Origin of the sequence: Guptibacillus hwajinpoensis (genome assembly GCF_020524165.1) — a bacterium.
GTDB lineage: Bacteria > Bacillota > Bacilli > Bacillales > Guptibacillaceae > Guptibacillus > Guptibacillus hwajinpoensis_D.
The window spans coordinates 335042-355500 of the sequence record NZ_JAIVKU010000003.1 but is presented as its reverse complement, the minus strand read 5'-3'; the positions used below and the strand labels follow the sequence as shown (position 1 = coordinate 355500).

The 20459-nt window shown below is 36.2% G+C and carries 17 protein-coding genes and 1 tRNA gene; 3 read left to right on the top strand and 15 right to left on the bottom strand.

Features of this window, described 5'->3' with window-relative positions:
- Positions 1 to 101: 101 nt before the first annotated feature.
- Complete coding sequence (locus tag LC090_RS05115; protein ID WP_226656595.1) at positions 102 to 494, top strand: tyrosine-type recombinase/integrase; 393 nt, start codon at positions 102 to 104, stop codon at positions 492 to 494.
- A gap of 119 nt (positions 495 to 613) precedes the next feature.
- Here LC090_RS05115 and LC090_RS05110 read toward each other — a convergent pair whose 3' ends face one another.
- Complete coding sequence (locus tag LC090_RS05110; RefSeq protein WP_226655864.1) at positions 614 to 1135, bottom strand: hypothetical protein; 522 nt, start codon at positions 1133 to 1135, stop codon at positions 614 to 616.
- A 967-nt stretch (positions 1136 to 2102) separates the two neighbouring features.
- Between LC090_RS05110 and LC090_RS05105 the strand changes: the two genes are divergently transcribed.
- The gene (locus tag LC090_RS05105) at positions 2103 to 3065 is read left to right on the top strand and encodes a hypothetical protein (RefSeq protein ID WP_226655862.1); all 963 of its coding nucleotides are present in this window, start codon (positions 2103 to 2105) and stop codon (positions 3063 to 3065) included.
- Positions 3066 to 3152: 87 nt separating this feature from the next.
- Here the strand turns inward: LC090_RS05105 and LC090_RS05100 are convergent, their stop codons facing one another.
- The 12 genes from LC090_RS05100 to LC090_RS05045 all read right to left on the bottom strand — a co-directional run bounded on the left by LC090_RS05100 (position 3153) and on the right by LC090_RS05045 (position 18248).
- On the bottom strand, positions 3153 to 4340 hold the full coding sequence (locus LC090_RS05100) for a DNA methyltransferase (RefSeq protein WP_226655860.1): 1188 nt from the start codon (positions 4338 to 4340) through the stop codon (positions 3153 to 3155).
- The gene (locus LC090_RS05095; protein ID WP_226655858.1) at positions 4337 to 4858 is read right to left on the bottom strand and encodes a hypothetical protein; all 522 of its coding nucleotides are present in this window, start codon (positions 4856 to 4858) and stop codon (positions 4337 to 4339) included. Before LC090_RS05095 ends, LC090_RS05100 begins: the two co-directional genes overlap by 4 nt.
- Positions 4858 to 6570, bottom strand: a complete 1713-nt coding sequence (locus tag LC090_RS05090; protein ID WP_226655856.1) for a DNA methyltransferase — start codon at positions 6568 to 6570, stop codon at positions 4858 to 4860. Before LC090_RS05090 ends, LC090_RS05095 begins: the two co-directional genes overlap by 1 nt.
- Positions 6571 to 8436: 1866 nt before the next feature.
- On the bottom strand, positions 8437 to 9882 hold the full coding sequence (locus tag LC090_RS05085) for a restriction endonuclease subunit S (protein WP_226655854.1): 1446 nt from the start codon (positions 9880 to 9882) through the stop codon (positions 8437 to 8439).
- On the bottom strand, positions 9883 to 11352 hold the full coding sequence (locus LC090_RS05080; RefSeq protein WP_226655852.1) for an HsdM family class I SAM-dependent methyltransferase: 1470 nt from the start codon (positions 11350 to 11352) through the stop codon (positions 9883 to 9885).
- 37 nt (positions 11353 to 11389) lie between these two features.
- Positions 11390 to 13771, bottom strand: a complete 2382-nt coding sequence (hsdR, locus tag LC090_RS05075; RefSeq protein ID WP_226655850.1) for an EcoAI/FtnUII family type I restriction enzme subunit R — start codon at positions 13769 to 13771, stop codon at positions 11390 to 11392.
- 35 nt (positions 13772 to 13806) lie between these two features.
- Positions 13807 to 14010: a helix-turn-helix domain-containing protein gene (locus LC090_RS05070; protein ID WP_226655847.1), complete on the bottom strand. Its 204-nt coding sequence runs from the start codon at positions 14008 to 14010 to the stop codon at positions 13807 to 13809.
- Positions 14011 to 14286: 276 nt separating this feature from the next.
- On the bottom strand, positions 14287 to 14649 hold the full coding sequence (locus tag LC090_RS05065; RefSeq protein ID WP_226655845.1) for a hypothetical protein: 363 nt from the start codon (positions 14647 to 14649) through the stop codon (positions 14287 to 14289).
- Between the two features lie 45 nt (positions 14650 to 14694).
- Positions 14695 to 15108, bottom strand: coding sequence for a hypothetical protein (locus LC090_RS05060; protein WP_226655843.1), 414 nt, complete (start codon positions 15106 to 15108; stop codon positions 14695 to 14697).
- A complete protein-coding gene (locus LC090_RS05055; RefSeq protein WP_226655840.1) occupies positions 15105 to 16883 on the bottom strand; it encodes a YfjI family protein in 1779 nt (592 codons plus the stop codon). Before LC090_RS05055 ends, LC090_RS05060 begins: the two co-directional genes overlap by 4 nt.
- Positions 16880 to 17722, bottom strand: a complete 843-nt coding sequence (locus tag LC090_RS05050) for a bifunctional DNA primase/polymerase (RefSeq protein WP_226655838.1) — start codon at positions 17720 to 17722, stop codon at positions 16880 to 16882. The genes LC090_RS05055 and LC090_RS05050 overlap by 4 nt, the downstream gene beginning before the upstream one ends.
- Positions 17723 to 18062: 340 nt before the next feature.
- Positions 18063 to 18248 carry a helix-turn-helix domain-containing protein gene (locus tag LC090_RS05045; protein ID WP_226655836.1) on the bottom strand — a complete coding sequence of 62 codons (186 nt, stop codon included), beginning with the start codon at positions 18246 to 18248 and terminating at the stop codon, positions 18063 to 18065.
- 346 nt (positions 18249 to 18594) lie between these two features.
- On the opposite strand from LC090_RS05045, the gene LC090_RS05040 reads away from it, so the two are divergent.
- Positions 18595 to 19773 (top strand): tyrosine-type recombinase/integrase, encoded by a 1179-nt coding sequence (locus tag LC090_RS05040; protein ID WP_226655834.1) that lies wholly within the window; start codon positions 18595 to 18597, stop codon positions 19771 to 19773.
- 148 nt (positions 19774 to 19921) lie between these two features.
- Here LC090_RS05040 and LC090_RS05035 read toward each other — a convergent pair.
- Positions 19922 to 19994: transfer RNA gene (locus tag LC090_RS05035), tRNA-Ala, on the bottom strand.
- A gap of 191 nt (positions 19995 to 20185) precedes the next feature.
- The gene (locus LC090_RS05030; protein ID WP_226655832.1) at positions 20186 to 20362 is read right to left on the bottom strand and encodes a hypothetical protein; all 177 of its coding nucleotides are present in this window, start codon (positions 20360 to 20362) and stop codon (positions 20186 to 20188) included.
- Positions 20363 to 20459 lie beyond the last annotated feature (97 nt).

Below are 20459 nucleotides of genomic sequence, written 5' to 3'. Positions count from 1 at the left end.
CCATATGCCCTTTGCCTATTATTAAATATGATTGACTCTCAGCTCAATTATATTCTCAACTTAATTCTACATTATTTAACAAGTATATCCAATGACGAGACATCAGTAATTCAAGAGAATATTTATTACTTCGTCCAAAGACAAAAAAATCAAAGCGTGTCATTACTGTTGACTCCGAAATCATAAAAATGCTTGAGAAATATAAGGAAGAACAAGAAGAGATAATCTCACATCTAGGCGATAGTTACTACAATAATGGATTTATTTTTTCAAACTTTAATCGTCATCCCGTTTATCCTGTATTAATGAAATTTGTGCGGAATAGAATGGCAAGGCTATTGAAATTTAGTGATTTAAATTCTCAATTTACTCCTCACAGCTTACGTCATACTCACACTTCGCTTCTTGCACAAGCTGAAGTGGAGTTCGATGAGATTATGGATCGGCTTGGACATCAAGACGATCAACAACCAGAAGGATTTATCTTCATGTAACAAAACATCGAAGAAGAAATGCTTTTAACAAATATAGCGATTTAATTCGCAACTATCGAAATAAAAAAACTTGAAAACACATTGTTGCTTTCAAGGTACATACTTATCTGAATGCATTTTCACGTACTACTCTCTTGTCCTTTGACTACTTTTAATCCTTCTTCAACAATTTTTTTACCAGCTTCCTTATTCTTAACACCAATTGCAATTCCTCCCAGTATCACAGCTCCCCCCAGCGCCCCAAATGCTATTTGCTTTAACCAAGTTCTTTGTTTATCAGACTCGTTTTGAATTCTTTCATATAAATCAGAAATTTCCGTTTGGATTAATTTTAACACTTCCGTATCTTGTTCTGTTTCAAACCTCTTATTTAGAGCATCTATTCTTTTATTAAATGAGTTTATAACATCTTTGCCTAAATTTTGTGCCGCTAAATCATTCAATGTCTTTAACGTACTAGGAAGTACCTCTGCAGCATATTTATAGTATTCTGCAATAATAGTTTCATCTAGCTCATTATTATTTATTTTGAGTTCTAATAACTGTAACAGTTCTGATATTTTTTTTATATCAGCTTCGGTTGGTTTATCTAAATTGCTTATCCCCTGTTGTTTTAATAACTCCTTAAAATCTTCTTTCACTATAAGTCCCTCCAACACTATTTTTTTTATATAATCTTCCCATGAATTTAATGGGAAGATTAACTCCTTACTACTATTTAAACTTGTGTACATAAGGTCGAGTTGAGTTAAAACAACATACTTCTAAAAACTAAGTTGCTTTTTATTATATAGACGTTCTCAGTTGGCACAAAAGAAATCATTTATCTTACTAATTTTACCATAATATATTGAATTTCTCTCTTTCTAATTGGAGATAATATATATTTGTTTTTAAATATTTATGAAAGCGAGGTTATTCAATGAAATGAAAGGACATATCTACAGACAGGGCTGTACGTGCAAGAAGAAAAATTGCTCTTATGGCTCCAAATGGTCTTTTGTCGTAGATATAAGGAGGCCGAGGTAGCCGCTGCCGCTCTGATTCATGAACTTGAACAGGGGATTTACATCGAGGAATCCTGTCAGACCTTTTGTAATTTCGCAAACGAGTGGCCCCATTTACAGCGAATCAAAAGACGTAAAACCCGGCACCATTCGAGTACGCCTTCATTAAATCGGAAAGTTAAAGTTGCAGGATATTACCTCTAAACGCTATCAAGAATGCTTAAATGATTTAAAGGACAGGGGGTATTCTGACAGTACAAGAGAAGGGATACATCGCACTGACTGGATGATTTTCCGTAAAGCGTTTTTTGAAAAAACACCTATAAATGTATCCTCTCTTACTTCCAATATGTTGACCCATCCACAAAAAATTTCAAACATTTAGAACATCCCTTACTATAAATCACTTTACGGCGAAAGAAAAAACAGCGTAGCAAGCGGAAGAGTATTACGTCTTAAAAAGGGTCTGTTAGCGAAATACAAAGAATGTTTTTTTATAAGATGTTCACATTAAATGGAAAATGTGTAATAAAGGGAGGAATTTGGCATTTTTTATCTAATTTACCATTGTGGTACAAAATCACTAAAACAGGAGGAAAAAATGCCAAATCACAAAATTATTTTCGATGACCTGCAGGAAGGTATTTGGTTTAAAGATTTACATCCAGATTTTGAGGATGCAGAATTAATGAGTATAACTGAGGGGCGAAAAATCTACCCTGAAATTGAAAAAACCCTTAAATATGATAGGCCAGATATTATATTAGTGGATGATGAAACTCCTATACTTGTAATTGAAAGAACAGTAGAGGTTCCAAGTGGGCATAATGTAGGTCAACGATTCGGAAGACTTGCTGGCGCAGCGGAGGAGGGAATTCCTTGTGTATATTTCTTTCCTTATGTAGCAATGAAGCATGGTGGAGAAACTTCAGGCCCTCGATTTGTCAATTTACGTTTATTCCGCACTATAGAAATCATCGAAAATCAGTTGGATGGTTCTATAACAACTATAAATTGGCCTGTTGACAAGGATTGGGAAGTAATCCGTCAAGACCCAATTAAAGACAAGCGTGTAAAAGAATATATTACCTTGTTTTTAGAATATTATAATCAACAGACCCCCAATATATGCCAAGCTATCAAGGATTCTTATTTCCATGAAAACGAAATAAGAGAAAGAGATAAGTTTGCAGAAAGGGAAATCAAAAGAGGTGCCGTTTATGATGCTCCCCCAAAATCGGTAGAAATACTGCCTACTAAAAATATACAATTACCTATTCCTACAAACGAATTATCAGAGTTTGACGAAATTGTTGTTTACAAAGCAGGGATAGAGAATCTTAGGTCTGATCCTTATACAGGAAGTGCTATACTCTATAGATATTTGTATATCAACGGTGAACCAAAGAAAAGCAGAGGGTTAATCTTACATTTCCCTCTAATAAAAGTAAGTGATTGGAACTCTCTAGCGGATACCCGAAAAGATGTTAGAAACTTCAAAGCTGTAGCCGATGGAATTCTTTTTGCAGATGGCTATTTAAGTTTTAAAGGAGTCAAAATTTAACTATCAAATTAAATGACTGATATTATTAAAAAGTGATGTGTAACCCAAGGATTGCACATCACTTTTATGTATTCTATCATTAGTAATTTATTTTTTTTCGAAAAACATTAGGTATTCTTCTCCCATTTTGTTTGCACGACGGTTTACACCTTTTCTAGTTGTTTCTACGACCAAAATGAAGCCTGCTTCAGATGCAAGTTCTTTACTCATTACACCTAAGTCAATTTCTTCCCCTTTAACAACAGGGTTACCTACCATTAGAAACATTTTTCTGTTAGCCTTCAATACCCTGTATGCCTCTTCAATTGTTTTTCTATATCCATCCCTAAAGCGCTCCACTACATCTTTTGTTTGCCTCCTACCTCCAGTTAACTGTTTATCCAGTTCTTTTGAATCATATCCTAACCATCCTAAACTTAAAGTTCCATATTCTGCATAAGGAACAGACCCTATATAAGGTGGATGAGTAACAATAGCATCCACCGATTCTTTAGATAGCGGTAGATTTGTAGAGTCAGCATGCTTGATTTCTGGCAATATTTCCATACCAGAGGTAGATAAACTTCTTACCATGTTTACACATTCATAAAATGATTTTAGAAAATTGGATGATGGGAGTGGCTTTTCCTTCGCTTTTTTATCAAACATTACATTTGGATATCCGCTATGGGCATTACTTGATTTTCGTAAAATATTGCTAAATGCCACTAACACCAAATCGCGGCAACTATTTTCCTCAATAGAATCAATATAATTCTTAATTACTATTAGTTCTAAAAGCACATGTGGTTGAAACCACTTTGTAAACCAAGTGTCGTTAAAACGCGGGTCTTCTTTAGCTCTTTCAAACAACTCCTTTGCCTGCTCCGAAAACCCAAATATGGTCGGCTTAGCATACTCCATTAATTTATTTATTAGATCCTCAGTTGTTTCTATTAACTCATCTAACTTTTCATTACTAATGGGCGTAGTTTTCACTTTAGAAATAAGTATGGCTAAGGGATTTAAATCCACTCCAATACTTCTTCTATTAGCTAAGGAAGCCTCTAGGGAAGTGGTACCCGAACCATTATATGGATCTAAAATTAGCTCGTAGGGATTAGTTATTAGCTCAATCACCTTACGTGGAATCTGGGGGATATACTTTCCAGAATAACGATGAACATTATGGGTAAAGTATTGTGTATCTTTTTCGGCGAATTCCCAATCATATTGCAGCACTTTTTCTTTTAGTTCTTTATTGCTGATTACACTATCGCTTATTAGGTTGCTCATAGATCTAGTTCTCCTTCTTTTATAAAAGGTCCTTCCATTTTAGCTTCTGTTAAATTTTTAACCCGAATATGAAAAAAACCATTATCAAAATTAAATTTTTTAGCTTTTTTAGCTTTAGCTGAAAAAGCTAGAACAGGGGCAAACGTAACTTCTTTTAATGAAGGAAGACCAGTTATCTTCCTTTCTCTAATGAATTTACTAAGAGCTTGATGTAAATCCTTATTTCTTTCATTTAAAAGATAGATTAATTTATCCCTGTCTTCTATAGAATAATAAGGTTTTGCCTCAACAATTAAAATCATATTGTTTTTATAAGCAATTAAATCAGGAACTATTTCATCCTTACTATGCCTTCTTGGATCAGGGCTGTTATCTTTTGCCACTGTCGGATCAACTATACTTAGTTCATATAGTTCATCATCCGAGCCCCCTGGGAATTGACCTGAAATTAACTGCCATCCTTCTTTTTTTAAGAAATACCTCATTCCTACATGAATAAACGACTCTGTGTGCTTCATTAATCGGTCTCCTTTTGGAAGAGCATAACAAATTCATCTTTAATAATTTTATCTTGCCATGGCACCTGAGAATTACTGTTATTAGTTTTCAGCTTATGACCGATAGAATTTTCGAAAATAAAACCATTTGATTCAAAGATTTCTCTAATAATTTGGTCAGTAGGAATTATTGTTGTACCTATTTTTTTATTTCCAATAACAAAAGCAACTTTCCCGCCATCCTTAACCCATTTTTGTAATTTGATAGCTAAGTTATTCATATCATCAAAGAACTTCATCATCATTAAAACTCTAACTTTGATTTTTTTTGTTAAATCCTGTTCCAAGAATTGTTTAAAAAAGTCCTTATATGTTTGACTCATATCCGAAACATCAAATTTACTTAATGTTGGTTCTTCAGACGGTAAATATTCTGAACCGATTACTTCATCACCAAATTTGTAAGGGTCCGCCCCTAAAAATTCTTCTAATGATCTATAAGATAATAAGTGAGTTCTAAGATAACTAATAGATTCTATTCCATATGGAGGGGATGTTATTACGTGGGATATAGACCCCTCAGGTAAATCTGTTTTTAATACATCCCCTTCTATTAATCTTACTTTCTCTTCTGTAATTAATGATTTATGTGTTTGATATGATTCTTTAATGTTTTTTGCCATTTTTGAGAGTTGTGAAGTTACTAAATTTAATACATTTACATTTTCTCGTGGTTTTTTACTGTACTCTGCTCTTACAACATCAACATCGACATTTCCAATACTTCGCATTTTGGAAGATAATGCAACTAATATGGCATCTCTAATATAACCTTCTTTTTCTCTGGCAAATTGGACTAAAATAGAAGTTCCTAATAGCGCTTCTTTGGAAAACCATCTTTCATAATTTGCAAATGTTTTTATAGCATTTCCTTCTCGCCCTATAACATCTTCATAAGTAATATCATCAAAATTTCTATTATTTAGAAAGTTTGTCCATTCAGTAAGATAGAAGATTTCCAACTCAGAAATAACATTAAAAACTTCATTTTCATCTAATTTAGGGAACTTGCTTTTTGTATTTGTTATTAAAGCTGATAAAGGGCAAATTTCAATTCCTATCGAGGGTATACCAACCAATCTACATTCCACCAGAGTGGTTCCACTTCCTGCAAACGGATCAAGAATCAAGTCATTTGAGTCGGCTTTAAAATAATTTAAAAGTGCTCTAACCAAATGAGGAGGGAATCTCCCAATATATCTATGCCAACCATGAGTTCCATAATTTGAATTCCAACTTTTGGAGTTTTCTTTTCTTTTCTCAAGTAAAGATTGGGATGTACGATTTGTCAATGTATCCACACACTCTATTAAGGATAACCTTTCTTTATAGGTATCCCAAGGAATATCACAGCTAAGATGTTCCTGCAAATTTATTAATAAATCATGAAAGTTATTTTGATCAGTAGGGGCATTCAGAACATAAGGTTGGGGTTTAACCACATACCTTTCTCCGTTATAATGAAATGGTTTTCCATCAACTTTTTTCTGGTACTGATTCATATCATTTTCAGTAACCCCAAGCTGTGTTAATCTTTCATTTGCTAACTTAGAGGGAGTACTAGCACCCTTCTCCCAACGATTAATTGTTCCTTTAGACACACCTACTTTTTTAGCTAATTCTTCTTGAGTCCATCCTCTTTTTTCTCTAAAGTTTTTGATTTGTTGTTCCATCTACTTTTCTCCTTAATTAGCAAAAGGCAATGCTATAGTTATATATGATATTATAACACTGCCTACACTTACATACAATTAGAAATTCCAACAATTAGAAATAATGTAAACCCACAATTAATTGGTCTCAGTTTAATGAAATAGGACCTAAACGAGTTAATTCTCTTTATCTCCTTCAATTTAAATGATCTACTGTTTTATTCGATTCTCCCAAGTGCTTTAAAATACTCTTTCTAACCACTGTTTTTTGCTTTTTCATCTGGTTCCACCTGGTTTATCTTCATGTAATCTTTAATTTTATTTAAGGTATGAATATACCTATCATCATAACCATACCAAGGTTGAATCATGACCTCTGAATTTATCCCTAAAATTTCTGTACAAAACTCTTCAAATGCTAATATAAAACCATATAAGTGAATAAAAAAGGTGTGAAGGTAGTGGGGGTGTGAATTTACCTGCATCGTTAATGTGTTTCCCTCCATACTTTCCACTTACCATCGCATATACATTACTCACCTTACTTATTGTTACCGTGTACAATCTACCTGAAATACCAATCATAAGCCCACATTTCTTAGCTAAGGAGGTTCAAAAAATATTAAAACTATACGATGTTGTAATAAAAGACAGTTCTGAGGACCGGATAAACCAATTAATTGAGATTAAAATGCTTGAGGGAAGACTTGGGTCTCTGGCTGAAGATAGAACTGTTATTGACTGATCGTTATTTCGTCTACTGGACCAAAGGAGAACCAATATTTATGTTATCGGAGGATTTGGAAGATCAGTCGATGTTGGAAATTGGACAAGAGGCTTTATCTTTTGGCATCAAGGATATCAGAGGGAATTAATTTTTTACTGGTAAACTAATTCGCAACCCCTCAACCAGAGGGTTTAAGGCTTCAGATCAAAGGTATACAAACTATTTGATAGCCGCTATTTATTATGATTTATGGCAAAAGATTAACGATGATATGAATGTATATATTTGCGGAAATGATAGCTGCGGTTTACCTTTTGTTAAATCCGGACGTAAAGGGTACTGTTCGGATGCGTGTAAGCAACAAGCATATAGAATTCGTAAAAAGGGACGCAGGGACAGGTACTTTCTATCCAATATTTATCCTTAATTTATCATAGTCCTACTAGTCCTTTGTTCTCTATATAAAAGTAAAAATTTTATGCCAATGCAGTAATCAAATATTATTAATCTTAGCATTGTGTTTTCACCCAAAAAAAAGATTTGGCACACTATTCGCACACAACACAAAAATAGCCGCTCTATATTTCAGAACGACTACTCTTTAAAATCCTTGATATATCAATGTTTATGTAAGATGGAGCATAGCGGGCTCGAACCGCTGACCTCTACACTGCCAGAGAAAGATATTGGTTAGGAATAAAACTGCTTTTGTGTGTATCTATTGATATAGCAGCATTCCTTTTTGCTGTGGTGTGTTTTTAAATGTGATAGTCGGGGACAGGTTGTTTAATTTCGTCACCAACTTGTCCCCAATAAATTATACAAATCGACTTCTACAAGGCGAATATAATCCCTTTACCCATCTAACAAAAGTAACATTAAGACAACTTATTACTCACATTTCTTGTTTAACCACAACTTTATAATTAGTATCTCCTTGAATGACTCTTTTTAGCAATTGCTTGATAGGAGGGGATAAAACAGCCACATCCCCCGCAAACCCTTCTATACCATGGTTTACAAGGCTATGCGACTTAATGTTAGCATTTTAAGGGAATCACTTATCTAATCATTTGACTTTTCCCGTGTTGGGCGTATGCCCGTCAACATGTGGAAGGGTGTAGAAATTTAACTTTCACCACTAGGGTACAATGAAAAGTCTACTTCACTAGTTGTTTGGTGTAGAGTAGTAGTTCTTTAATCTTCTCCACAATTCGTTTTTGTTCTTCAAGTGGGGGGAGTGGAATTAGTGCTTCTAGAACATCTTTTCGTTCTATCCCAGGAATCATACTTTTTGCTTTTGCTTTTAAAATATTCACATAGCTTTTAATAAAATATTGTATAAATTCTGCATCTGTTTCTATTGTTCTTATGGACATAATTTGCCTCGCTATGTGCACCTCTTCTTTACCAAGGATTACAGTCTTACCTACTGTACCTTTACAAGTTAATAAAATGTCTCCTTTGAGAGCTATTGCTTTAGGCTCCGGCGTCCACCTATTAATTATTATTTCTCCACCTTGAATGTTACTGGCACCTGTTAAATACGGTATGCCATTTGAAATATCATTGTATTTACTTGATGTCATATCTTGACCAGAAGTTAAATGTATAATATCTCCTAATCTAACCCACTTCCAATTTTCAGGAATATCACATGGAAGCTCTTCTTCTGTAATCTTCGGAAGTACCTTTGTCTTTTTAATCTTGCCTTCTTTAATCAGCTTTTTCTTTTCTTCTTGAATCTGCCGATACAGTTCTTCCGCGGTACCCTCTTCTTCTAGCTGTTCTACCAGCTTCCCTTGGATAGCATATTTCAAAATAGAACTTTGCATATCCTCCGGGAACTTCTTATTCAGCTCCTCAACCTCAGAAAAAGCTTCATCATATTTTTCCACATAAGGCATTATCTCTTCGATTTTTGCTACAATGCGTTTTTGTTCTTCAAGTGGGGGAAGAGGAATTAAGAATTTTTTTAGTTTTTCCGCACTTAACCCTTCTCTAGATACTCCCACTTGTACACTCATGATCATCGACTGAATATAAGGTGAAATTAAAGTATAATGCAACATAAACCTATTTTCTGAAATTAGATTTCTGATAATCATTACGTGTTGATTAATATTCGCAATATCGAAATCATCCGGAACTAAAGCACAACGTCCAATTGATCCACCAGTAATATTTAACAGAATATCTCTTGGTCTAACAATACTTCCTTGTTTATTATGTTCTTCAGAAATATAAGCAACTCCATCCACACGTAATCCGTCATTATAAATATTTTGTGATCTTAAAAATTTAATACCATTTTCCTTATATACAGATTTACCACCTCTAGGTGTACTTCCTGACCCAATTTTTTCACATAAATCCCCTAACCTCACCCATTTCCAACTTTCTGGAATATCAAAAGGAATCTCATCCTCTGGGATTTTTGGAAGTTTCTTAGGCTTTTTTATCTTACCATCCTTAATCAGCTTTACTTTTTCTTCTTGAATCTGTTGATACAGTTCTTCAGCAGTACCCTCTTCTTCTCGCTGTTGTAACAATTTCCCTTGAATTGCCAGTTGAAGTATGCTGTTTTTTAAGTCCTTTGCATTCATTTAATTACCTCCAAGCATAGAAGTAATCTGGTCTAACACATTATCAATTTCAGCATTAAGAGATGCTCGCTTTTCTTGATACTGTTGGATCAAGTCCATAGGTTCCAAGATAACCGCCTCTTCATGAGGGAAGCCACATAGGTCGATATTATAGCTTCTTTCTTCAATCTCACTGATGGAATACTTCTTAGCTTTAGAGAAACCATCCACTTCGATTTCTTCTCTATTCTCCCACCAAGCTATAGCTTCACTAAAGTGTTCTAACTTCATTGGTCTAGTTTTAGAGAAGTTCTTATACCCTTCCGGCATATCCACACGATAAAACCAAATTTCATCGGTAGGATGGGTATTATCAAAGAACAATATATTCGTTCTGATTGATGTGTATGGTGCAAACACACTATTTGGCATCCTGATAACTGTATGAACATTAAACTCGCTGAACAGTTTTTTCTTGATATTAAATTTAGCATTATCTGTACCAAATAAGAATCCGTCAGGTATGATTACCGCTGCTCGACCATTTTTTTTCAATCGATACATGATCACATTCATGAATAAATCAGCAGTTTCAGAACTTCTCAAATCCATTGGGAAGTTGACTTTAACGCTCTCTTTCTCACTTCCTCCATAAGGCGGATTCATTAAAATCACATCAAAAGGTTCCATTTTTCGAAGTTCTTTATAGTCTATATCTAATGCGTTACCATGAAGGATGGCTGGATCATCAATATCATGAATCAGCATATTGGTTACACTCAGCATATGCGGCAACGCTTTTTTTTCAATTCCGTGCACTGACTTGTTATAAATTTTTCTATTTTCAAGAGAGTTCCCAACTTGTTTATCCAGTTCATTAAGGGCAGATGTCAAGAACCCCCCAGTACCACAGGCGAAGTCCCCAATTTTTTCTCCTAATACCGGTTTAACTACTTCAACCATAAAATCTGTAACAGCTCTTGGTGTGTAGAACTCACCAGCATTCCCTGCACTCTGTAAGTCCTTGAGGAACGATTCATATATTGCACCGAATTCATGGCGCTCTTTATATTCCGTGAAGTCGATCTCATCAATGATATTAACAACTTGACGAAGAAGTACCCCATCTTTTTGATAGTTGTTCGCATCTTCAAAAGCGGACTTCACGATGATTTGGCTCATCGGTGTTTCTTCATCAATCTCTAAATTCTTAAGCGTAGGAAACAGTTTATTGTTAACAAAATCCAGTAAAAAATCTCCTGTAAGAGCTTCTCCGTCTTTTAAATCAACTGCCCAATCTCTCCATTTTAACCCTTCTGGAATAATGGACTTATAATTGTCATCATAAAGCTCCCATGCTTCTTCCTTTGCATCATATATCTTTAAGAAAAGAATCCACACAATTTGCTCAATCCTTTGGGCATCTCCATTAACACCAGAGTCATTTCGCATAACATCTTGAATTCTCTTGACCAGATTACTAATCGCCATAACTTATACCTGCCTTATCTACTATTGTTTGTTTTACTTATGCGGAATAAATTTCATTTTCTAGTTCTTTTACTGCCTTCAGATATGCTGCTTTTCCACCAAAGGCTTTGACTATTTTCATTGGACTACCAATTTTGGCAAATTCCTTTAGTTGAAGTATTTTGGTATCTTCTATCTCTTTAATTCCATCATTAGCGTACTTATCAAGAAGAGCTTCAATAACTTGCTGTGCAACATCAGAATATTTGTAAAGATAATTACGTTTCTTTACATTCTCCGCTCGCTCTTTTTTGGTCAGCGGTGGTTTATCGTAAGCCAAGTGACAAATGAGATCAAAATCATCTAGCTCTGTTTTGCCCAATTCTTCTCTGACCGCATCTAGCAGTACACCACTGTCTTGTAATTCATCAATAATGGCTTGTTTTTTCTCCGCTTCTGTCCAAGTTTTTAAGAAATCATCCAGCCTTGCATATTGCTCTATGATATTTTTCTTTGTGTAATCAGTCAGACTTTCAGTGATGAGTTTTCCATCCTTATCGACATATTGGACTCTCTCTGAAAGAACCCTAACAGTTACATCGCCTATATAATATTTTCTAGGTTTATCTTCACCCTCCTCATTAAAAGGTGGCGTGCCCCCAGTTTCATACTCGCCATTACCTTCTTTAACACCACCATTCCCGGCATCTTCTTCTCCAGCGCCTTCTTCACCTCCGTCTGTCGGAGGAGTTGGTTCATCTACTGGGTCATTTCCATCAAGGTCAATAACCACTTCCGGTCTACCATCGAATGCAGGATCAGCAAAGAGTCGGCTGGAATTACGAAAATCCATAATGGTAAAGTAGGTCTTGCCGTATTCTTCAAGAAGCCTTGTACCACGTCCAATAATCTGCTTAAATTCAGTCATGCTATTGATGTTATTTTCCAAAACAATCAACTTACACATTTTTGCATCCACACCGGTAGTCATTAGCTTACTGGTTACGGCAATAACCGGGTAATCACTTTCTTCATCAATAAAGTATTCCAGCTGTGCTTTTCCTTCATCATTATCCCCCGTAATACGCATGATGTATTTATCATTTTCCGCATACAAGTCTTTATTTTCATTAATAAGTGCTTGCCTCATACGCTCGGCGTGTTCAACGTCCACACAGAATACTATGGTTTTACTAAAGCGACCGGTTTTCTTTAAGAATTCTGTGATTTTAGATGCTATGACTCGTGTGCGATCATCAATCACAAGAGATCGTTCGTAATCTTTTAGATTGTACTCCCGATCCTCAATTTCATAACCATGTTTATCAACCTTTCCTGCTTCCGGTCGATAGCCTTCAAGATCTCGATCCAATCCAATTCGGATGACTTTATAAGGTGCCAAAAAGCCATCATTAATTCCTTCTTTTAGAGAGTACTCATAAATGGGCTCACCAAAGTAAGTCTGGCTTGAGGCTTCTTTTGTTTCTATTGGTGTTGCTGTACAACCGATATGAGTAGCCGATGAAAAATAATCTAGTACCTTTCTCCATGCTGATTCTTCTTTTGCACTCCCTCTGTGGCACTCATCTATCACAATTAAATCAAAAAAGTTCGGTTGGAACTGACGGAATGTCTCTTCTCCATCGTCACCAGTAAGCTGCTGATAAAGAGCTAAATAAATCTCGTAGGAACTATCAAGATCTTTATTCTTCACCTTTGTCATCTTCCCGCTAAAAGGCTTGAAGTCTCCCGAAATAGTCTGATCAACTAGTACATTGCGGTCTGCTAAGAAAAGGATTCTTTTCTTTAAACCAGATTTCCACAACCTGTAGATCATTTGGAAGGTCATAAACGTTTTACCGGTACCAGTGGCACTAACTAAAAGTACACGTTCTTGTCCTTTAGCAACCGCATCTACTGTTCGATTAATTGCGACCCTTTGATAATATCTAGGTGTTTTATAATTAGGAACATAATAATAAGGCTCTAAGAGAACCTTTTCTTCAGCCTCATTGATATTCTTATCAACTAAATATCTTTGATATAATTCTTCTGGTGATGGAAATTCTTCAAGTCTTAGTTCTTTCACTTCACCGGTAATCAAGTTCTGCTCCACAAAGGCATCTCCATTAGAAGCGTAGACATAGGATATGTCCAGCGCTTTTGCATAATCAATCGCTTGCTGCAAACCAGATCCCACAGAATGATTATTATCTTTGGCTTCTATGACTGCTAAAGGAAAGTTATTTTTGTAAAAAAGTACGTAGTCAGCTCTTTTCTTTTTTCCTCTGGCAGTTATATTTCCACGAAGTATGATTCTACCAGCCGTAAAGGCGTATTCAAGTCGAACTTGCTTATTTATGTCCCAACCCGCATTAGTGATTGCCGGTGTGATATATCTAGCTTTGATATCTTCTTCAGATAAATTTCTCTTTCCCATTAGCTCAGCCCCTTCACCCTATTTTTCAAAATCGCTTATTCTATTTCAAATTCCATAATGTCTCCAATGTTACAGTCGAGGCACTTGCAAATTTTATATAAGCTTTCTAGATTTACAGGTTGGCATTTTCCTAGGCGAGCTAATATGTTGTATGTAATTCCAGCCTGCTCCTTCAACTCCGTTTTATTCATTTTCTTATCAATCAAGAGTTTCCATAACTTATCATAGCTTATACCCATACCAAGTCCTCCTTAGCTATGTAAAAAGACACTTAGATTATAGCACATTAACGAACGATAAATAGAGAAAACCTCACAATAATGCAAGGTGAGAAGCAAAGCTATATGATGATTATTAATACTTGAAGCAGTTGTAAAACAAAAAAAGTAGTGACCCCGCTAGTCACTACTTTTTTAGAAGCTGTAGTTACCTCTTAGTGCTTCAGCTACCAGTCCCTCGTACCATCAAATCCTCTGTAGAACAGTCCTAAACCTAGTCCGCCTTTGTACATTTTCTTACTGTTTGAATCTGTCTTTATAGCGATAAGGCTTCGCCGCTTTTAGCAGAAATATTAGCAATGTGTCAGAGAATTTGCGTTGCTGTCCAACGATATCCCCTTTATAGTACACAGCCTCTTCATAGCCTTCGTGAGCTCTCCGCCTTGCCTCTGCTTCTAGGTTATCTGCGTATTGTAACTGGGAAATATAAAAAGCATCTTGATAAACCTGATCTTCTTTTAACCACCTGTAATGACTTTGGCGTTCAATCTGGGTTAGTGCCGCGCTTCTTGTTATGTTGCCGTTCTCCGAGTAACTTTTCAAAAACGCTGCCTTTTTTATAGCTGTAATTTTTCGTCCACTGAACTCCATCTTCTCCACTTTTTATCGCCTCCGCGCTTCTACACAACATACAAGCAAGCATCTTCATCCTCCTCTCTTCTTCATATAAAAATCAATGTATTGCTTTACTTTTAGAATAACAAAGTCGAACGTACTACCTATAGCTATTATCTTGCTACTAACCGCGTTATGGTGTAAAGGGTAATAAGTTTCTCTCCATGCCTCCCATCCGTTATCTAAGTGTTCAATATAAATGCTGGTGTTATGGCTTAAAGTAATAGTGTAGAGTTCTCCTGGAACCCCTACTATAAGCCCTTCTCTTTTAGCTAGATTATCCCTTATAATGATAGAAAGTATTTCTTGTTTATATTCTCTTATATTAGCAATAATGGGCTCAGGTAGAGATTTACCATTCTTAATTAGAATATTGTTACCTTCTAAAAGCAATTCTGCTCCCCACTGCTCAACTGAATGGATAATGCTTGTAAAATCTATCAAATGATTAAATCCTCACCATTTGTTTTAGCCTTTCGATTTTGACCCACATTACCCACTTTTGGCTCCTTATGTTGTGACTCATGGTCTTGGTGCGTGGGCACTCCGAGTACTCGTGGATACACATTACCCACATTTGATTTATCCCTATTTAAATTGTGTGTATTGTGCTCAGACGTGTGTTCAGGTCCTATACATTTCTTGTCCTTCCTTGAGAGGGTTTGGAGATTATTGTGGGTACTGTGGGTACTTTTCTGCTTTTCTAAAAGGTATGGATTCACTTCTAATAATCTTTTCCGGCCATTCATTTTTTGAAGAATAAACCCTCGTTCCTCTAATACCGATAATGTATTTTTTAATTGTATTGCCTTTTTAAATCTATTCCTTGTAAGGTTCTGAACCTCCCTATACTCGATAATAGGTCTGTCCATTCGTTCAATCACTTTCAGAAGATACTTTGCATCTTGTGTACCTTCATCTGCCCCCATGCAACCATATGCAGCCTTAGCATGTTCAATAAAATAGTTAGTTAACTTCTGAGCTTTGATAACTGTTTCCTCATTTATTTGTTTTGGTATCGTGTCAGCGTTTGGTTCATCCAGCGGGACTATTTGTACATGATCTGCTACTTGGAGCAATCCAGTTATCCTGATAATTTGTCCTGCTAACTTACTGCCCCATTCTTTCATTTCCGCAAGTTTGCCCCCCTCCAAAAACATCTTTTCTATCTCGCCCCTTAAGTCCTCTTCCGCTTGTTTAGCATTTCCTAGAAGGGTAAGCTGAACTGCTTCTGTAACTTCCTTACATAATAACTTTTTGACATTCAATACATACTGACTTTTCACGTTTGCTTCTATTTCCTGTGGTGTAACTTTGCGATGACCAACCAATGAGCGGGGAAAGGAGTATAAGAACCTTTGCATTAAACCTCGTTCTTGAAAAATAACAGGAACGTCTTGCACCACTTTGGGCTGTATAAAAAGACCGAGAGTTAAGGCCGGTTCATCTAATATCTTGGCTTCTCTACCTATCCGATCAACAGCACAATAATCTCCACTATAGCCTTTCAAGAATATTTCAATATTTGCTTTTCCATCGGAAGCATACCGTCCGGCCATAATACTAAATATCCCTCCACCTTCAGCAGACAATAAGGCCATTTTCTCATTATTATCCGCCATCAAATCAGAAAGTTTTTCTGGTGTGACATCTTCGGTTATAAGACGAGGTAGCGATAACACTTTTGTCTCATCGATTTGATTTGCTAGAGCACACATTTCGTTTAACGTGATTTCGTTTCCATCCTTGGCATATTCCTTTTCGAGCTGTTCTAACCGTTTTTGTTTAGCCTTCAGTTTCACTTTTTGCTCAGATACTTCCTTGGATAATCTTTCTCGTTCCTCTTTTTCATAATTAATTATTGGCTCTAGGATCGCTTTGAAGACAGAACTTTTACGATTACCTGAGGAAAGTGCTAGAATCGTATAGGTGTTCAACGGCTCGCTCCATTCTCCTGTTAAGCGAACATAAAAACGTTTAGCTAACGAGGTGGATAACATAGATATTGCTGCCATAGTTGGTGCATCAATTGGTGTCTGAGTCGATTCCGCTACTCCTTCCACATAATTGATTAACCATCTTGGGAATACTTCTATAGGGAAAGGAGGGAGCACGTAATCATCAAACGGGATCGGTGTATGCCACTCCACCTGTTGTTCTTTCTTACGCTCGGCTCTCTCCCGCTCGTATTCTGCGATTAATCCATTGTTAAAACTCATGCTCTTCCCCTACCTCTCAACCGCTCCAATTCTCTTTTTAAGATACTATGGAATGTTGACTCTATAACCTTTATCGATTCTGGTGGGTTATTTCTCTCATTCCATAAGAGCATTAACTCGTATACTATTTGAGAAGGTATGCCATGCCTTAGTAAGTATCCAGCAAGAGAAGCAGCGGACATGTTTCGCTCTCCTTCACTAACTCCTTGAATAAGCTGTATCCAATAATCGTCTGGCTTCTTAGGCTTCCCATGTAGGGGCTCAACAATCATCTTTAACAACCACTCCGGCATATCAGATAATGGGACATCAAGTGGCCTACTGGATAACTCCCATTCGTACTTTTTTCCACTTACGTGTAAAGAGGGAGCAACGGCTATATACCCTCCTTCTCCTCTAATGTCTAATCCAGGTAAAATGTTAGTTCGGTTTTTAACGTGACCTGGATCTTTAAATAATATATGTCGACCTCCCCCACCCGTTATAGCTTCAATGGTATTCGGAAATGGTGCATGTTTATTAATTAGTTGGTTTAACGAGTCATCTCCGCCATGTCGAGGATCAACGTCTAAAACAATAAATCCGCTTTTTTTTCCTGTTGCAATCGCTATATTTGCATCCGGCCATTTTTGCCACCACTTATTAATTTCGCCGCAATTAGTTGATGCTGCTCTTAAACCGTTTTTTATACGAGGGTGTTTACCAGAACTTTGACAGTTTGAGTTATGACAAGAGCAAAAATATCCGTTTGGTGTATGAAGAGGGAACACTGCCCAATTCAATTTTCGTGCATAAGCTATAGCAGCTTCTCCATTAAGCGACATGTTAGGTTTAACCACGCCATTTCCTCCTTTAATAAGGAATAGATTATATTAACCTTCATTGTCTTTTTCATATCAATCAACAGGAATGTAAACTGCTCATCTCCTTGCTCTATTTAATTGGCATAATCTTAAAATCTACAAATATAGTTATATAAATTATTTTGTAAGCGTATTAGGTGCTCCAACACCTATTGTGAAGCAGTCGCCAATGTATAATTATCAGCCACTGCTTCAATGTTTTTTTAGTCTCAATAGTACTTACATAAGAGCAATTCCTAAAAATAGATAGTATGCTCCTTCACAAGCCACACTTTCTATTCTTGAAGTCAACCAACTAAACAAACCCTAGTAATACTTAACCACTTGTAGAAGACATCTCTTTTTCATTAATCCACATATCTATTGAATCCTGTTTTAATAATATTCTAGTCCCAACTTTGAAGTAGGGTATGCTTCCTTCCCTTACCAGCTGATATATCAAGTCTTTAGATACACCAATGTAAGCAGCTGCTTCTTGTACGGTTAGAGTTTTTCTGTTCAACTACCACTTCGCCTCCTTTTCTTTTTTTCAACAGTTTAGTGCCTACTAGATTCATTCTGCACCATCACCCAACCTCATACTTAAGGTAAGTAGCCAATCAAGGGTTGTAGAATTTTCCACTTTCATTGTGTGAAGGAGCTGTTGTTATAATCTATTACAAACGCATTAAAAAATTGCGTTAGTATAGATTTTTTTATATGGTAGATTTTTTATTGTAGATTGAGAGGGTTTATTTAATAGAATATTGTTGTAGACCCGTATGACTTACTGAACCCGCTCCTAAATTATATAGACATGAAGAGTTTGTCTACTGGGGTTTCAGTAAAAAACGAAAGGAGGTATTCATGTGGGCGGAAGTATTGAAAAACGAGGAAAGAATTCGTGGCGATTGGTATGCAGTAGCGGATACGACCAGAATGGTAAGAGAAAAAAACGCACAAAAACTGTGAAATGCAAAAATAAGAGTAAAGCTAGAATAGAGCTGGCTAAATTTATTACGGAAATTGAAGCGGGAGAATACATCGCTCCTGAAAAAATGGTTTTTGGTAGGTTTGTAGAAGAATGGATGAATAAGTATGCCCTTAAAGATTTAGCGCCAACGACGATTGCAGCTTTTAATACTCATCTACAAAATCGTATCTTACCTTATTTTTCTCACATGAGACTAGATCAAATCAAAACCATACACATTATCAACTACTTAGCTTCTTTGGAGAAAGCTGGTCGGAAAGATGGAACAGGTAAACCACTCTCCTCTTCTACAATAGAATATAATCATCGTGTTCTAAGGAACATATTCCAAAGGGCAGTAGATTGGCAATTGATTAAAAGTAGCCCTGTTGCTTCTGTAAAGAAGCCTAAAGTGACTCAAAAAGAAGTTCAAGTATATAATGAAGCGGATGTTATAAGGTTATTCAAGTGTTTACAAGGTGAGAGAGCTATGTGGAGGATGCTTATTTCGCTAGCCGTTACAGGAGGACTTCGCAGAGGTGAATTGCTTGGATTAGAATGGAAGCACATTGATTTTGAAAAGAGTACAATACAAATAAAACAAACTGTTTCTCACGCCAATGGCGAATATGTAGTTAGAGAACCCAAAACAGCCAACTCAAGAAGAACGATCTCTATACCTGGAGCCTTAATAGAAGAGTTGAAATCTTACAAGAAAAACACCAATAGAGAGCGAATTCAAGCTGGCGAGCTTTGGGAAGGTGGGGAGCATTACTTTTTATTCTCATCATGGAATGGGAAGCCCTTGTATCCTTCTAGTGTCACCACCTGGTGGAGAAGCTTTACGAAGCGTAACAAGTTATCACACATTAAGTTTCATGCTTTGAGGCATACATCTGCTACCCTCCTAATTAATAAAGGAGTTCATGCCAAGACAATTAGCAGTCGTTTAGGCCATGCTGACATCAGAACCACCATGAACATCTATGGACATGCTTTACAGGAAGCAGATCAGGTAGCGGCTAATCACTATGACTCGTTGTTCGAAGGCAAGCAAAAAACAGATACAAAGTAAGGTAAATACTTTTCAAGATGTTATCATTTGTTATCATTTTTTAAGTTTGTCCCCATTTTGTCCCCAACTAGAGTGTACTACGTATATAATCACTTCTCTGTCATACAAAAAACCTTGCTATAACAAGGTTTCTAGTAATTTGTATAAGTGGAGCATAGCGGGCTCGAACCGCTGACCTCTACACTGCCAGTGTAGCGCTCTCCCAGCTGAGCTAATGCCCCGTATAATGACAGCGATTTCCTGTCGACAAGATTTATTTTACCATAGCTTTTATTATAAGGGCAACTTATTTTTTGAAATATGCGAAAGTGCACTGATCTCATTTTGGAATCGCCTCCCTTCTATCAAAAACCCCTCAATATAACACCAATGTACAAAAGGTATATCGAGGGTCTTTAACTATTAAATTCTTTTAAAGCTTTCCTTCCCCTACTTCCTCTGCCTCTTCTAGTTCCAACTTCTTCTTTTCCAACTCCAGTTTCTTCTCCTCTACCTCTAACTTCTTCTTTTTCAAGTCAAAATTCATTACGAAATATAAAAAAATAAACGTCATCCCAACGATTACGGATATAAATAAAAATAAGTCCAATCTGATCTCCTCCTAGGTGTTACTGTTTTAAAGTATACGAGTGCGTAGTCACAACATATTCATTTTACTATCGAATAACCAGTTTTATTACGCCACC